Here is a 16,312-nt window from a genome sequence, read left to right as displayed (position 1 = left end):
GATGGCCAGGAGATGAGTGCAGCCGCATTCTTAATTGGTGACCAGTCCCCGATCATTCGACGCCGTCGGGCGTCCGTGTGTTCTTTTCGATCGCCAGAAGAACCCAGAACAGATCGACGAAGGCCATGCTGACGATGTACTGCACCGCCGCCACCAGCAGGAAAAAGGACACCAGGAACACCGCCACGACCACGGCAATGACCATGCTGTCTGATGCCGTCGCCGCGGTCTGCATCGACGAATACACGACCGGCAGCGAAAACAAAAACTGAATCACCACGAACACGATCACCAACACCTTCGCGACCTCCAACAAGGTGATCAGGTGTGGGAAATCGGAATCCGCTTTGATTTGGTCCAGCCGGGTACTGTTCCGTTTCCCTCGACGCCCGAAGCGTTTCATCCGTTTGGAGCGGGAGGGAGACGGGGCGCCGACAACCGGCGCATTGGAACCGCTGGCGACCGGTGAGGCCGACTGAGATTCTTCGGCCCACTGATTGACCAACAGCTCGGGATCGAATTCCTTCGTGGACTTGGACACCGGCGCCGGTTGTCCGGCGGGCGCCGTCGTGTCCACCTTCGGTACGGCCTGCGGTGTCTGCGGCTGTGGCGTCGGTGGAGTCACCGGTTGCGGTTCCGAGTGCTCCGCCTGTGGGGGTTCGGCCTTGGACGGTTCCGCCTTGGACTCCGGGCGTGATTGCGGTGGGGTCGGCTGGACGGACTTGACCGGTGCGGAGGACTCTGCCGCGGCGGTGGTGTCACGCTCGGCCGGTCCCGCTGGCTGAGCCTCAGCCTGCGCCGCGGATTCCGGCAGTGTAGGAATGGTCAGCGGGGTTTTGCACTTCGGACAGGCGACCCGCTTGCCGGCCAATTCCGCCGGTGCTTTCAAGGTGGTGGAGCAACCGCTGCAATACACATCAATCATGGCGCTGAATTCCCTGCGAGTTCGCGAGATCGCGTTTCCGCTCAGAACGTTCTTCCCTTTGTGCCGTTCCTCCGTGACTCCATTCGGCTGATCGCATTTAAATCCGGGACGTGATGCCAGGCGTTGATTCCGGATGCACCCGCGGAACGTACCTTCCGACTTTTTGCACCACGAGCAATCATCAACCGCTCCGTGCCTTTCAGTGTACTCCGATGCGACAAAGCCTGCGCATCGACCGGTTCCGAACCCTCGTTGATCGTGACCGCCGACTGAATCAGGTCATCGAATCCCCGAGAATGCTTGGCTCGGCGCCCGCACCGTGCGGATCAAAAAAACCGGTCAGTCGTTGGCCCAACCAACGTCGGAATTCTGGCGTGGTCGGTGGGCAGTGTTTGCAGTTGGTCAGAATCTGGACGTCCAAATCAGAAACGAATGGCTTCAAACGCTTCGCCACTCGGTCACCCGGGAAAGACAGATCCTGATCGGCCGCCAACACGAGCGTCGGCATCGACAACCGCTTGAGTTGCTCATCGGAGGCAAGCGGCGGGATTCGCGGGTCCATTCGCATGTCGTCCATCGCACACGCGATGAATCCGCACCAGTCTTCATCCCAGGTCGTCACGATGGGCTCCAACAACCGACGCAGTCCACTTTCGGTCGGCCACAATCGGTAGCGAATCATCGGCAACAACATCGTTGACAGATTTTTCAGGTGGTCGCCGTTGGCGATTCCCGCCGGCACGAGCAGCCCCAACCGCTGGACACGCTGCGGCTGACTGGAAGCCGCCAACAGAGCGACAAAACCGCCCCAACTGACGCCGAACAAGCTGACCGTTGACAATTGCAATGCGTCCAACACTTCATACAACCAATCGGAATAGGAGAGGTCATCAACCGGCAGACGGAGATCAAGACCTTGGACAGACTGGCCGGGTAGATCCGGCGCGTACACACGAAACCGGGTCAGCAGCGGTTGAAGTTCCGACAACAGGAAGGACGCACCCGTTCGCATGGCGTGCAAGCAAACTAATGGTGTTCCATCATCCGGCCCTGAAACCAACACATGACTGGGGCCCCAGCTTGTTGGCAGCGTCACACGTTCCACCGGTGATTCGATCTTCGCCTGGAAACGCTCGTACCACCCGACCAACCGCTCACGTCCCTGTTCACTTCTCCAGATAACAGACTTCATCGATTCCTCTTTGTTGCAGGCTCGAGGTGCCTGCAAGAACCTAGGTCCACGAGATTTCCAACACATTTGCCCGGGAACAACCTACCGCCGGGCCAGCCCGCTGGCATCGGGATCGTCGTCCCTTCAGAAGCAGGTGAAGATCATTGATTAGCGGGACTGCGCCACTTTGGGTGAGCCGCGTGGCGCTTGCCGCGGGTTTTCTCACCGGCGGCGAGCGTCTTGCCGCTCATTGCACGGCTGACCTGACGAGATGAGAACCGGTCGGCTAAAGCCTCCACACCAGCGGCGCGAGCGCGAGGCACCGCAGTGTGCTCCGAGGTTGGCCGACCGTTGCCCTGTAAAAGATGCCGATCGAATGGCGGCTGGGGCGTCGTCTTTGAAGCGTTCAAGTACCGAAGGAGGGACTCGAACCCTCACTCCCTTGCGGGAACTGGATTTTGAATCCAGCGCGTCTGCCAATTCCGCCACTTCGGCTTGAATGGACGCGTCAAGCTTTCACAGCGGCGTCCAGCAGGCGGAGATTATTCAGCAGATTCCGGAATCGTGCAAGCCGCGTCCGGCTGGGAAAATCTCCCCGGATCGGACGCTGCCGCATCACGGCAAGGTGTGACGCTTTTCAACGTGTGCCCCCCAGTTGACTACAACGCCACGATCGAAGACATCCCGCCGTCGACGCCGATCACCTGGCCGGTGATCCAACTGTTCTGCGGTGACAGCAGGAAGGCGGCCGCCGAGGCCATGTCCACCGGACTGCCGAGCCGCCCCAGCGGGTATTTTTTGGCCAACGTCTTGCGGCTGCCTTCATCGCTCAACAGGCCCGACGCCAACGGCGTATCGGTCAAGGCCGGTGCGACGCAGTTCACTCGAACACGCGGCGCCAACTCGGCTGCCCAAGTCTTCGCCATCGCCTGCAACGCCCCTTTCGCGGCCGCGACGTAGCTGTGCATCGCGATCCCATGGTCCACCGCGACCGTGGAGAAGAACACAGCGCTTCCCGCGCCCGACGCTTTCAACGGGCGCAACACCGCTTGAAAAGTCTGCAAGGCTCCCACGGCATTGAGTTCCAAATCCGCCCGCAATGCATCGGCCTTGACGCTGCGGACCGCTCCCAGATTGATCGTCCCTGGGCAATAAACAAATCCTGTCAAAGAATCAGGAATCTGATCGGCCGGCCATTCGTCCTGCAAGACGTCATAACGCAGATGCTGCAACGACTCGTCTCCCAACAGCCCTTCCTCGCTCAACTGCCCCTCGGTGCGGCTCAGCGCCGTGACACGGCCGCCTGCCGCGAGCAACGCTTTGACAAGTTCAAAACTGATGCCGTGGCTGCCGCCGACAATCAGCGTGTGCGGAGTGATGGATTGATTCATCGATAACCAGCGAAATGAGACAAAGAAATCGGCCGTCCTCCACCAATGACGTCGCGGCGAAACAATTGCCGACGCGGAACCTTCTGGCTAAGCACATCGAACAAACCGATGTCTCGCGAAGGACCGGCAAGTCATGGGGGCGCCCGTTCACGTCACAGTCGCTTACACGGGCGACTTGCTGAGCTTCAACGGGCAACACGCGGCAACGACGAGACGGATGCAAAGCGATTCGCCACGTCGGCCAGGGTATGCTACCCAGCTAGACAACCGTGTTCGTTGAAGAAGCATCACGGACGGGTGTGGAGTTCGGCTGTCCCGCCGATTGGCGATCCCGAACCTGGTCTCGGTGATTTGCCGCAGCCGATCGAATCATCACGAGTTCGTTGATGTTCTCCTGCGACACCAATCCGACGACCCGATCCCCCTGAAGGACCGGAACCGATCCGACACCAGTGCTTTGCATTTTGCTGACAAGATGCTCCAAGGATCCGTCGGGCGTGGCCGTCAAGCAGTCTCGGTCGATCAGGTTGGCGATCGTGGATTCATGCCCGTGCGTCTCAATCGCACCGGGCAAATCGGACCGACGAAACATCCCGACGAAATGGCCCTCCTGGCAAACCGGAAAATCCACTTGGGATCCCGAAATCAATTCGTCAACCACCGAAGCCAACGGTTCGTCCGGTGAGAACGTGCGAAACTGCGTCATCATCGCTTTGTCGACGGTCAGATTGCCGATCCACTCGCCCATCTTCGCCATCCGAACTTCGCCGCTGGCACCTAGAAACACGAACAAGGCGATGAACAGCAGCAACGGATTGGCATAGATTCCGATCACGGCAAACAGCACGGCCATCAACTTGCCCACCAACGCCGCCGTTTCGGTGGCACTGACGTAGTTCATCTTCATGGCCAGCAGCGCCCGCAGGACGCGCCCGCCGTCCATCGGAAACGCCGGCAACATGTTGAAGATCACCAGGACCAGATTGATCGTGAACAGGTTGGCCAAAATCGAGTTCCCTGTCAGAGCGTCCGCACTGGCGAAATTCGACCGCCCCAGCAGCACCATCACCACCAACAGCACCGCGGCGATGGCGACATTGACCGCGGGCCCCGCGATCGCGACCCAGAATTCCTGCACCGGATTCTTCGGCATCCGCTCCAAACGTGCGACGCCACCGATCGGAAGGAGCGTGATGTCCGTGGTGCCGATGCCGAAACGTCGCGCCGTCAAGGCGTGTCCGAGTTCATGCAACACCACGCAGCCAAACAGAGCCAGCACGGTCGCCAGCCCCACCAGAACTTGCGCCGCGTCCCCGCCGCTGCGTGACGTGCTCCAGCCGATCCACAGCAATAGCAGAAAGAACGACCAGTGAACGAAGACGTCGATGCCGAAAAGCTTCGCGATTTTGAAAGAGCCGGACATGGTTTGCTCAGTTTTTCGATGACGGAATCTGGCCCACAAAGCTTCGCGGACCAGGTTTTGCGGACCAACTTTGCACTGGCCCCTTCCCCCACCCGCACCTGTCCTGCCGCGCGATGATTGTAACGCCGTCAGCCGACACGTCCGGGTTGGCAGGGGAATCCTGTTTGTTGGCGGTGCTGCAAATACCGTACGCATCGGGTCAACGATGGTTTCGAGCGATGGCCACGCAGCCTCCATTTGACCACCAAATTCGCTTGATTCCACGCGAGATTGGCTCAAAACCCCATCAGCGACGCAAGGAAAACTGTTTTGCCCCCCAGACTTTCGCCTCGCGAAACCGCTTGCCGTGAGCTCTTCGGTGAGCCTACCACCGCTGTCGGCGCAAAGATTTCGTGAATCCGACGATTTCGGGGCCACACCCCGATTCCCGCCAGCCAAGCGATCGCTACAACTCGCCTTACATCAAGTTAACCACTCGCGTTGCCGGGAAAGGCCGCCGAGAAAGGCCATCGACCCGATTCACGAATTCGGTCGGAGGCACGTCGATGTCCGCCGAACAATGATCGGTCGGCATGACGCGAGGACTCATCAACCTGGACGGATCATCTGTGTGAAGCGCGGGCCCGCGTTCCGGTCGGGGCCCGCGTTTTTTCTTTTCGCGGCTTTCCGATTCCACGGACCTCCAGAGAATTCGCCCGTGGCCACGGTCCGTCAGCGGGTCCCGCCAGTCAGTAGGCCCCGTCCGTCAGCGGCCCCGCCAGTCAGTGGGCCCCATTCGATTCGACGCCTCCCAGAAATCAAAAGCTTCTGGCCTTGCTCGCCGACCGCTGGGCGGATGTTCCGCGCGCCTACGGCTTGATTCGCTAGGATGAGACGCCACCGGCGGCCGATCCTCGCGGCTGCCCATTGCCCAAACTTCGCCGGCCTGCACCCTTACCGAAGGCAACCATGAATCACTTTCACCGCCGAATCTTCTGCACGCTGGGTCTGCTGACACTCGCTTCCGCGTCGGCGGTCGCCGAGGACTGGCCGCAATGGCGGGGCGTCGGTCGCGATGCAACCATTCAGGATGACGATCTGCCCCGATCGCTTCCCGAAGGCCCCTTGCCGCGAAAGTGGTCCACTCCGGTCGGTCCCGGATACAGCGGCCCCACGATCGCCAACGGTCGGGTTTATTTGACCGATCGCAGCGGCCAGGGTTCGGAGGTGCAAGAACGCGTCTTGTGTTTTTCCGCCGACACCGGCGAATTGCTTTGGCAACATGCCTACCCGGTGGAGTATTCGATTGGCTACCAGGCGTCCGGTCCCCGCGCGGCGGTCACGGTCGATCGCGGTCAAGCCATCGCCGTCGGCGGCATGGGCATGATGTGCTGCTTGGACGCCGAAACCGGTGAACTGAAGTGGAGCCGCGATCTGCAGCAGGATTACGATGCGCGGATGCCAATCTGGGGAATCACCGCGGCTCCCCTGGTCTATCAAGACCTGGTGATTCAAGTCGCAGCCGGGGAGGGCGAGGCGTGCCTGGTCGCGTTGGACCGGGAGACCGGAAAGCAGCGTTGGCAAGCGCTCGACGAGCCAGCCGGTTACAGCGCACCGATCTTGATCCGCCAGGGGCAACAAGACGTGGTGGTGTGCTGGACCGGCGCCAGCGTCAGCGGGCTGGACCCCGCAACCGGCAAAGTGTTCTGGTCGATCGAAATGAAACCCCGCAATATGCCGATCGGCGTGCCGACACCAGCGGTCCGCGGTGACAAGCTTTTTGTGTCCTCGTTTTACGACGGTTCCCTGTTGATCGAATTGGACCAGACGCGGCCGGCGGCAAAGCAACTGTGGCGGCGAATCGGCATCGACGAACGCAACACGGATGCGCTGCACGCGATGATCTCCGGACCGATCATCAAAGGCGACTACATCTACGGGGCCGACAGCTACGGAGAATTTCGATGCTTGGACCTGAAAACGGGTGATCGCATCTGGGAAGATCTCTCCGTCGTTCCCAAAGCGCGTTGGGCGACCGTGCACATCATCCGAAACGGCAACGACGAGATCATGCTGAACGACCGCGGCGAACTGTTGATGACCACGTTGTCACCGGAAGGAATCGAAATTCGCTCGAGGTCACAGCTGATTCAACCGACGACGCAACAACTGAAACGGCGCGACGGGGTCGTCTGGGCTCATCCGGCCATCGCGGACGGCAAGGTTTTTGCCCGCAACGACGAAGAATTGGTGTGCGCGGAACTGACCTCGGGCGAGTGAATCGCCTGCGAGTCGGCGCTCGTCAGACGGAGATGATGGCCGACTACAGAGAAGCCGCCGCCTGATCGACATCGGGAAACAGGTGGAACAGTTTGTCGAAGTGAACGATCTTCAACACTTCGGCCACGATGCCGGTGGCACCGGCGACCGCCAGCGCGCCGCCCTTCTTTTTCAGGCGGCTGTTCGCACGCACCATGACTCCCAGGCCCACACTGGTGATCGACTCCAGATCACTGCAGTCGAGTACGATCTTGTGTTCGCCGCGGGCGATCATGCCGTGCATGCAATCGAGCAGAAAATCGGCGGTCGTCAGGTCCAGCTTTCCCAACGCCTCGATCACCAGGACGTCGGGATAGGTTTCGTGGTGGTAAGTGTGGTAGTCGATCATGGTCACACGCCGGCGGAAGCTTGCCCCTGAAATCGCTCGCTCGTCTCAGAATCACGGTGCGGGCCGCCAACCGACAGCCAGGCAGCCTGCCACAAATGCTTCCAACCCGGCGCAGCCCCGTGGCGACCGCAACAACAGACCGGGAGCCAAACCGCGAGCCAGGCCGGGAACCCATCGGAAAGCACGGTGAAGACAAAATGGAGTGTAATCCGACCGGGAGCAGAATGCTCAAAAAACGTCCTTGATCGTTTGCCGGTTCAGGGCGATAACTTGACTGGATCGAGCCCCCCACGATTCCCGCCCACTGCGGTAGGAAGCGATTCTCCGGTGGCAGACCGAACCCGACGCGACGGACGTCGGACGGCACGACCAATTCGATCCTTGCGTTGTGGCGAAGATGCCCGAGTGCGGAAGCGCAAGCCCCTTTGTTTTCCCGAACGGCCAACGGCCTCCCCTTCGGGCATTTTCCCTGGCCCACTCGACCAATCACGTTGCAACATGCCTCAACTTTCAGAATCCGGCCAACAACTGGTTCAATCACTATCCAACCGCTACGGACTGTCCACCGATGCGGTCACCCATATGTTGATTGCCGTCTACAACGGCAACGGCTCCATGGCCCAATTCAATCACCCCGAATTCATGGGTTCCGGCCAATGGATGCGCGGCGGGATGACGATGGTCAGCGACCTGTTCAACAATCATTTGAAGAACTTGGTCAACAAGCTCTGTAGTGACTTGGCCAACGAACTGGCCAACCACCAACAGACTCCGTTCTCCGGCAGCTTCCAGTCTCAAAGCCAAAGCGGTTCTGGATCTCAGTCGCAGGCAGCAGGCAATCCGGGATCCGCCAATGACCTGTTTGTCCCCGATCCGAGTACGAATTGGTGGCCGCAGGAATTGGGCGTGCCCAGCGCGACGGGCGCGCAGAACAACACGCGGTACGCTTACTTCGCCAATTCACATCGTCTGGCGGTGAACACCGGCGGCCGGCCCTGGGTGTACGACACGCTGGACCACCAGATCGGCGGTTTCGGACAGCAGCAAGGCGGTAGCCCGTCGATCACTTTCACCAGCCAGTACGGCACCGTCGATTTGTCGACCTTGCCGGTGGTAATGCGCGACGGAGTGCCGCAGTCAGCGCCCCAAGCGTCGACATCAAGCCCCACGCCGGCCGACCCGCCCAACGCAGCGGACACCGCCAACGCAACTGAAGCATCGCCGGTGTCTTCTCAGGGACCCGCCGGGGAAGCGAACCGTTCGTCGGCAGTCGCGTCACCGCCTGAAACGGCAGCCGGCAACGGCGAGGACGTGATTGCCACGCTGGAACGCCTGGGCGGACTGCGTGACAAGGGATACATCAGCGAAGAAGAATTCGCGGCCAAGAAGAGCGAATTGCTCAGCCGACTCTGACCGGCGAACCGAACCCGCAAGCGGGTTGGTGAAGAGGGTGCTCAGGGTCCAGACCCGCCGTCGGCCCGTCCGATGCCGGCTGGACCGGCACGACGGCTAAAGGACGATTCGCCTCCGCTGCAGGCCGGTTTGTCCCGGGATGCGCGCAATTTGACACCGTGGCGCGCTCCGGTTACCGTCAGGCCGCCAGCGTGCCGCAGATTCAGCGTCCCACCGGCGTATTCGGTTCATCTGCCACGGCTCTTCTTCTTCTCCCGAGACCCACTCTGATGTCGCTGCGCCGTTCGTCCTCCATTGGTCGCCTCCGTCAGCGGCGGCGTCGCGGTCCACGCTGTCGACGGATCGGATTGGAGGCCTTGGAAACCAGGCGGTTGTTGGCCGGCGATGTTTTGACGTCGTCGTCCGATGATACGGCCGACCCGCCGGGCATCGTCGTGCTGACCAGCGAAGGACGCCAAGCCTGCCCCGCCTTGCGCGCCAGCTCCGGCGGCGAAGGTGAATCGGGTTCCCTGCTCGATAGCCCCGCTGCGCTCGATGGCCCCGCTGCGGCCGCGGGAATTGATTTGTCCGCATCCATCGTCCAACCGGCCGGTCCGCTGTCCCCCGGCGCATCCTTTTCGTCCACGATTCAGTTTGCCAACCAGGGCACCGACACGGGTCCGGACAGTGAGTTGTCAGTCGATTTTGACAGCGGACTGGCAAACGTGACTTGGCAGCGCAGCTACATCCCATCGCAGCCCGCCACGGTGACAGCGGCGGAACTGGACGGCGGAAACGGATTCGTCGTCACGGGAACTCAGGTTCAAGGCTTTTCCGGCATCAGCGTCAGCGGGATCGGAGATGTCAATTCCGACGGCCTGTCTGACTTCGCGGTGGGAATGTTAGATCCCGACCTTGCTGGCGGCGGCGCCATGCCGACCGGAGAAGTGTACGTGGTGTTCGGAACCGAATCGGGATTCAATGCCCAGTTGCCTTTGTCCAGCGTGGACGGCAGCAACGGCTTTGTCGTCACGGGGCTGGACGCGGCCGCCGGGTTCGGACTGACCGTCGACGCGGTCGGCGATGTCAACGACGACAACTTGCAAGACTTCATCATCGGCTCCCCCGGCTCCAGCCCCGGCGGCCGCGATTCGGCGGGATCGGCGGTCGTGATCTTCGGGTCCTCGACCGGCTTTGCCGCCCAACTGGACGCCACCTCACTGGACGGCAGTGACGGCTTTCGCATCGACGGCTTGGCCGCCGGCGACACGTTGGGTTTCAGTGTCAGCGGCGCCGGCGACCTGAACGACGACGGGATACAGGACGTGGTGGTCGGGGCAAAGAACGCCGACGCCACCGCTCCGGTGCGTCCCGGTGCGGGCCAAGCCTACGTGATCTTTGGAAAATCGATGCCGTTCGACGCGACCTTTGACCTGTCGACGCTGGACGGCAGCAACGGATTCGTGGTGCAACCGGCGTCGGAAGGCGACGAACTGGGTGCCGTGGTGGACAACGTCGGTGACGTCAACGGCGACGACATTGACGACGTGTTGGTCACCGCACCGCAAGGCAACAGCGGCGGCGGCGAACTGGGGGCGGCATACGTGATCTATGGTCGGGACACCGCGTTTTCCTCCGCGTTCGACGTGACCGGCATCGACGGGAACAACGGAATGGAAATCATCGGGATCCGAGCTGGGCAAAGACTCGGGTTCGAAGCCAGCGGACTGGGGGACATCAATGCAGACGGGATCGACGACATCATGGTCGCGGAGGGACCTGACGCCGACGGATCCCTCGGTGGCAGCCGCGGCTACATCGTGTTTGGGCAACAGGGAACGGCCGCCAGTGTCGACCTGGCGGCGCTTGACGGCGCCAACGGATTGGCGGTGACGACATCGGCCCAGGCCAACCCGAATCCGATGCGTGTCAGCGAAGCCGGAGATGTCAACGGAGACGGAATCGCGGATGCATTGATCTCCATGGCCGCGACGACGGTCGACAACGTCAGCATTCCCGGCGGCAGCTTCGTCCTGTTCGGCCGCGACACCGGCTTTCCCGCCGCGTTGGTCCTCGCCGATCTGGACGGCAGCGACGGTTTTGTGATCGAAGGCATGAACGACGCGGAACAGTCGGGCGAGGCGGTGGGCGCCGCGGGAGACATCAACGGCGATGGCTTTGCGGACGTGTTGGTCGGCGCCCCTTTCGCATCGCCGGGAGGCATCTTGCTGGCGGGCCAGACCTACGTGGTGTTCGGACGTGGAACGGTCATCACGCAGGGGTCCGGAGCGATCAACGAGACGCTGGACCTGTACCCTGGTGACCAAGTCGTTTACGACGTCGATGCCGAGATCGCCGCGGGAGCAAGCGGGTCGACGACCGTCAATGCGACCGCGACCGTTGGCGGCGGGATGATGGACAGCGACCCGGCCAACAACACCGATAGTGCGGTCACCCAAATCGCAACCCCGCCACAAGTCCTGGCCGTCATCGCCGGCTCCACCGCCTGGGACCCGGTCTTCATCGACGCGGTGGACGGAGGCGGGGTCGGTGCCGGAAACGGATTGGGGATCCAGCTCAGCGACCAACTGGCCGTGCCACATTCCCAGATGGATCGGTTGTACGTGCAGTTCGACCAGGACATGGCCCCCGTCACGGCGAATGACTTCGAAGTCCTGGGAACCGTCCAAGGCGGCATCCCCGTGGTCAATGTTCTCTACTCCGCAGCGACGCAGACCGCCGAATTGCAACTGGGAGCCGTGATCGGGTTCGACAAAATCCGGCTGGCGGTCAGCGATGCCCTGCAGAACCAGGCGGGTCAGTCGCTTGATGGCGACGGCAACGGCAGCCCGGGCGGCGTCTTGGATTTGCGATTCAATGTCTCCCCGGGCGACATCAACGGCGACGGCCAGGTCTTCACCACCGATCTGGCGATTTGGCAATCCGCCTTCAATGCGTTGCCGCAAGACGCCAACTATGACGCGGCGGCCGATATCAACGGAGACGGGCAAATCTTCACCACCGACTTGCCAATTTGGCAGTCGAATTTCAACGAAGACCTGGCCTTGATCGCGGAGCCGCCGCAATCCTCGTTCAGTTCCGCCGCCGCTGCGGGATCCTCGCTGTCGGAGTCGGGCGTCGATCAGGCGCTGAACGACTCGAATTTCATCGGATGACCGGAAATTCCCGCATCGGACCGCATCTGACTCCGGAGGCGGAGGAAAAATTGATTGCCTCATCGCCAGATCTGACGCATAGTTCCTAGCTTCTCCGTTAGATTATGCACCCACCGAACGACTTGCCTCTTCTCTGTAATCCGATCCGATGATGTCTTTTCGCATCTTGGCTGTTCTCCTCACCGGGCTGCTTTGCGGCCAAGCGGGTGCTGGATTTGTGATCTCCGTCGACCCCGCCGATTTGGTTTTTACCGGGCCGGGACTGCACGAGGTGGACCTGACGATGTCCTACGACGGCTCGGGTGAAGACACGTTCAACGGGATCCAGATCGACATCACCGATGCAGCCAACGCGCCCGTCGTGCAAGGTGATGTCCCCACCGGTTTCACGGGCGTCGTGGTGGCGTCCAACGTCAATTCCGGTGATCGTTTTGCCCTGGGAGACCTGTTGAACTTCACCGTCCCCACGGCACCGGGCGAATTGTTGACGACGTTGACCTTCGACGTGCAAGACAACCAGGCGTTCACGATCGGCTTGGAACTGCAATCGCTGACGCGTGATTCGGTGATGGTGGATGATCCCGTGACGTTGCCGTCGTCGTTCACCGTGTCTCCGGTGACCGCTGTCCCGGAACCGTCCTGCGCCTTCTTGCTGGCCGCCGCCGTGGGCATCGGAGCGCATCGTCGACGACGCTCCTAGGCGACGACCGTCCTGAGGTCATTCGCGCCCCCTTCTATTCCGGTATCCCCTCGCACAGAATGCTGGTGAGGGGATTCTTTTTTGTACCGCACGGCCGTCGCCGGGATGCCAATGACCCTGCTGATCATTTACCTGTGCGTCGCCATCGGATTCTCGTTCTATTGCAGCGTCGCCGAAGCGGTCCTGCTGTCGATCACGCCCTCATTCACGGCGACGCTGCAGAAAACCAAGCCCGCCGATGCCGTACGGTTGAAGGTGTTGAAGGAGAACATCGATCGCCCACTGGCCGCGATCTTGAGTCTGAACACGATCGCGCACACCATCGGTGCGGCCGGCGTGGGGGCTCAGGCCGCCGTGGTTTGGGGCAGCGGGTCGGTCGCCATCGCCAGCGCGGTGATGACGTTGCTGATCCTGATCTTCAGTGAAATCATCCCCAAGACGATCGGCGCCTTGTATTGGCGTTCGCTGGCTCCGCTAGTCGGCAAGAGCGTGATGCTGCTGATCTGGATGCTGTACCCGCTGGTCTGGATCAGTGAGAAGCTGACCAAATTGCTTTCCGGTGGCAAAGTCCATCATTCGGTCACGCGGGAAGAATTGCACGCGATGGCCGAGATCGGCGCCCAACAGGGGGTGCTGGCCGAAGACGAGTCGCGGATCTTTCGGGCGCTGATGCGTTTTCCCCAGATCACGGTGGCCGACATCATGACGCCTCGGGTGGTCGTGATCGCCTTTCCGCAATCGTCGACGGTCGGTCAGACACTGGACTCGACGCCCGAGCTGCGCGTCACGCGAATCCCGATCTACGATCAACGGCTGGACGACGCGACCAATTTTGTGCTCGCCAGTGACCTGCTGCTGGCACGCTCGCGAGGCGAAAACGATCGGCCGCTGTCAGAACTTGGCCGCGAACTGGCCACGATCGCCGACGATACCTCCGCCAAAGCCGCCCTGGACGCGTTGCTGAAGAACCGCCAGCACATCGCCCTGGTGCTGGACCAATTCGGCAGCGCCGTGGGAATCGTCACCCTCGAAGACGTGATCGAGACGCTGCTGGGACTGGAGATCGTCGACGAACAGGATACCGAAGTCGACATGCAGACGTTCGCCCGCGAAAGGTGGCGTGAACGCGCCAAGCGGCACGGCATCGAGTTGCCGGAACCACCGACCGAAGAGTGAATTTGGAGCGTGTCCGAGACTCTTCGGATCGCCCCGAACAAACTGCTCACACCAGCGGCACCGCCAACCGGTGTCTCCGGCGACCAGGTTCAACGTCTTTGTTCAGCGAACTTGTTCAGCCGAGTTCTTTCGTTTCTTCCACGCGGAACATGTCACGCCACGGCAATTGGATGCCGCCATCGATGGTCAGCGTGCTGCCGGTGATGTACTCGCTTTCTTCCCGGCACAGGAACACCACGCCGCGGCCGATTTCCTCGGGGCGGCCGAGACGTTTCCAGGGCAGCTTCGCCGACTCTCGCTGCAACGTTTCTTCGGCGAAAAACTTGCGTTCTCCCGGCGTGTCGATCCAGCCGGGGTGAATGATGTTGCAGCGGATGCGGTGTTGGGCCAGTTCGCACGCGGCCGTGCGAGCCATCTGGTCATTGGCCGCCTTGGCCATGTTGTAGGCCATCGCCCCGGGCATGGCCATGTGCGCGTGGGGGCTGCTGATAACCACGATGTTGCCGCCCTTGCCCGCGTCGACAAGCTTCTGCGCTCCGGCCCGGACCAGGTAAAACGCTCCCCACATGCTGACGTCGATCGTCCGTCGGAATTCGTCCAGATCCGATTCCAGCATCAAGTGTCGATCGCTGTAGGCGGCGTTGCTGACGATGATGTCCAACCCGCCCATCTGCTCGGCCGCCGCGTCGACCATCGCCTCGACGTCCTCGCGTGAGGCGATGTCGGCCTGATAGACGTGACCGTCACCGCCGACCGACTTGCACTCGGCGACGACTTCCTCCGCTTCGCCCGGATGCGACCGGTAATTGATTGCGACGGTGGCCCCGGCGCGGGCAAGTTCGACCGCAATGCCGCGTCCAATCCCACGTGATGCTCCACTGACGATCGCTCTTTTGCCACGTAGTTCTGTCATTTCAATGAAGCCGATTCTCGGGGGAGAGGAAGGTGAGCTGAAAATCGCATTGACCTCGGTTCGACGGACGGCACCGGTCGAATCGCGAAACGGCAAGCGTATCCGGTGAACACGGCCCGGAAAACCGCCGGTCGCGCGTCCCGCAAGCCGCCGGCGCAGCTGCCCACCAGCGGCATCTCGGGCTCGCGTTCGGCAATCCCCAGGGTTTTCGTTTCCGGCAATCGCCCGCGGTGCCGGGCAGCTGGCGAAACTTCTCATCACATTGACCGAAAATCGCAACGCGGGCCGGCGCCGCCGAGGTTCAGTCCACAGGAAAGCATCCCGGCTGACGGCCTGCCCGGGACGCCAACGATCTTTGGAAGAGACGGTAAGTTTTTTGCAAATCTGCGATGAAATCGCCAGAAGATGGTTGAAATCTTTCACCGGTGACAGAAAACTATCAAACCTCCCTTCAGCTGCGTAATCTAGGCAATTTCGGTGGCTCGTTCCGGCAACCTCCCATCCCACAACGGATCCGACGCCCGTCCCGGCACGGACGGTCGCCGCAACCATTTGCGCGCGTTGATCCGCGAGTCCGGCTTTGCCTCATTGGGCGAACTCGCCGCGACGCTTTCGGTCAGCGAGTCGACCGTGCGTCGGGACCTGGAGCAGTTGGAACACAGCGGCGACGTCCGGCGGACGCACGGCGGCGTGTTTTGGACCGGCGAGAGCGCCACGATCCGAGCCTTTGAGGACCGCCAGGGAACGACCTGGTCGGTGAAAGCGGCGATCGGGGCGGCAGCCGCGGCGCTGGTCAGCGACGGCGATACGGTTCTGCTGGACGGCGGCAGCACGACCTATGAATTGGCGCGTCGGCTGGTCGGCCGGCAGTTGCAAGTGGTCACGAACAGTCTGCCGGTGGCGCACCTGCTCTCCAGCGGTGACTCCATCGATCTGGTCACGATCGGCGGCTGCGTCCGTGGACGGACCGCCGTGGCGATCGGCCCGCTGGCCGAAGCGCAGCTGCGGCAGATCAACGTCTCAACGGCGTTCCTGTCGGTCGCAGGCATCAACGAACGCGGCTACTTCAACAACAACATGATGCTGGTCGAAAGCGAAAAGGCGATGTTGGCTGCCGCCGACCGGGCGTACGTGGTGGCCGATCACACCAAGTTCGGCAAAGTCAGCCTGTCCCATCTGTGCCGATTGCAGGACGTCCACGGCGTGGTGACCGATTCCGGGTTGGATCCACGCTGGAAAAAACAAATCGAGGACGCTGGCACGGAACTAGTGTTGGCGGAGGTTTGATTCCAAGTTCCAAGTTCCAAGTTCCAAGTTCCAAGTTCCAAGTTCCAAGTTCCAAGTTCCAAGTTCCAAGTTCCAAGTTCCAAGTTCCAAGTTCACCGGAACCTGCAACTT

12 protein-coding genes and 1 tRNA gene are annotated in these 16,312 nt (G+C 61.4%); 6 read left to right on the top strand and 7 right to left on the bottom strand.

Going from position 1 to position 16,312, the window contains the following annotated elements:
- Positions 1-52: 52 nt before the first annotated feature.
- The 5 genes from FYK55_RS20910 to FYK55_RS20890 all read right to left on the bottom strand — a co-directional run bounded on the left by FYK55_RS20910 (position 53) and on the right by FYK55_RS20890 (position 4,910).
- Positions 53-925: a hypothetical protein gene (locus FYK55_RS20910; protein WP_150078459.1), complete on the bottom strand. Its 873-nt coding sequence runs from the start codon at positions 923-925 to the stop codon at positions 53-55.
- A gap of 274 nt (positions 926-1,199) precedes the next feature.
- On the bottom strand, positions 1,200-2,117 hold the full coding sequence (locus FYK55_RS20905) for an alpha/beta fold hydrolase (protein WP_161604658.1): 918 nt from the start codon (positions 2,115-2,117) through the stop codon (positions 1,200-1,202).
- 390 nt (positions 2,118-2,507) lie between these two features.
- Positions 2,508-2,591: transfer RNA gene (locus FYK55_RS20900), tRNA-Leu, on the bottom strand.
- Between the two features lie 164 nt (positions 2,592-2,755).
- Positions 2,756-3,487 (bottom strand): SDR family NAD(P)-dependent oxidoreductase, encoded by a 732-nt coding sequence (locus FYK55_RS20895; protein WP_150078455.1) that lies wholly within the window; start codon positions 3,485-3,487, stop codon positions 2,756-2,758.
- Positions 3,488-3,746: 259 nt separating this feature from the next.
- The gene (locus FYK55_RS20890; protein ID WP_150078453.1) at positions 3,747-4,910 is read right to left on the bottom strand and encodes a site-2 protease family protein; all 1,164 of its coding nucleotides are present in this window, start codon (positions 4,908-4,910) and stop codon (positions 3,747-3,749) included.
- 948 nt (positions 4,911-5,858) lie between these two features.
- Between FYK55_RS20890 and FYK55_RS20885 the strand changes: the two genes are divergently transcribed.
- Positions 5,859-7,169 (top strand): PQQ-binding-like beta-propeller repeat protein, encoded by a 1,311-nt coding sequence (locus tag FYK55_RS20885; protein WP_150078451.1) that lies wholly within the window; start codon positions 5,859-5,861, stop codon positions 7,167-7,169.
- 43 nt (positions 7,170-7,212) lie between these two features.
- Here FYK55_RS20885 and FYK55_RS20880 read toward each other — a convergent pair whose 3' ends face one another.
- Entirely contained in the window at positions 7,213-7,557 is a 345-nt protein-coding gene (locus FYK55_RS20880; protein ID WP_150078449.1) for an STAS domain-containing protein, read from the bottom strand.
- A 498-nt stretch (positions 7,558-8,055) separates the two neighbouring features.
- Between FYK55_RS20880 and FYK55_RS20875 the strand changes: the two genes are divergently transcribed.
- From FYK55_RS20875 to FYK55_RS20860, 4 genes are all read left to right on the top strand, one after another.
- Complete coding sequence (locus FYK55_RS20875) at positions 8,056-8,970, top strand: SHOCT domain-containing protein (protein ID WP_150078447.1); 915 nt, start codon at positions 8,056-8,058, stop codon at positions 8,968-8,970.
- A gap of 269 nt (positions 8,971-9,239) precedes the next feature.
- Complete coding sequence (locus FYK55_RS20870) at positions 9,240-12,125, top strand: dockerin type I domain-containing protein (protein ID WP_150078445.1); 2,886 nt, start codon at positions 9,240-9,242, stop codon at positions 12,123-12,125.
- Between the two features lie 148 nt (positions 12,126-12,273).
- Complete coding sequence (locus FYK55_RS20865; RefSeq protein WP_150078443.1) at positions 12,274-12,825, top strand: PEP-CTERM sorting domain-containing protein; 552 nt, start codon at positions 12,274-12,276, stop codon at positions 12,823-12,825.
- A 111-nt stretch (positions 12,826-12,936) separates the two neighbouring features.
- Complete coding sequence (locus FYK55_RS20860) at positions 12,937-14,001, top strand: CNNM domain-containing protein (protein ID WP_150078614.1); 1,065 nt, start codon at positions 12,937-12,939, stop codon at positions 13,999-14,001.
- A gap of 115 nt (positions 14,002-14,116) precedes the next feature.
- On the opposite strand, the gene FYK55_RS20855 is transcribed toward FYK55_RS20860, so the two are convergent.
- The gene (locus tag FYK55_RS20855) at positions 14,117-14,914 is read right to left on the bottom strand and encodes an SDR family NAD(P)-dependent oxidoreductase (RefSeq protein ID WP_150078441.1); all 798 of its coding nucleotides are present in this window, start codon (positions 14,912-14,914) and stop codon (positions 14,117-14,119) included.
- Between the two features lie 477 nt (positions 14,915-15,391).
- Between FYK55_RS20855 and FYK55_RS20850 the strand changes: the two genes are divergently transcribed.
- On the top strand, positions 15,392-16,201 hold the full coding sequence (locus tag FYK55_RS20850; protein ID WP_150078439.1) for a DeoR/GlpR family DNA-binding transcription regulator: 810 nt from the start codon (positions 15,392-15,394) through the stop codon (positions 16,199-16,201).
- Positions 16,202-16,312 lie beyond the last annotated feature (111 nt).

This window comes from Roseiconus nitratireducens (assembly GCF_008629675.1).
In the GTDB taxonomy this organism is placed as follows: domain Bacteria; phylum Planctomycetota; class Planctomycetia; order Pirellulales; family Pirellulaceae; genus Stieleria; species Stieleria nitratireducens.
The sequence above is the reverse complement of the archived record's forward strand: the minus strand, read 5'-3'. Positions and strand labels throughout refer to the sequence as shown.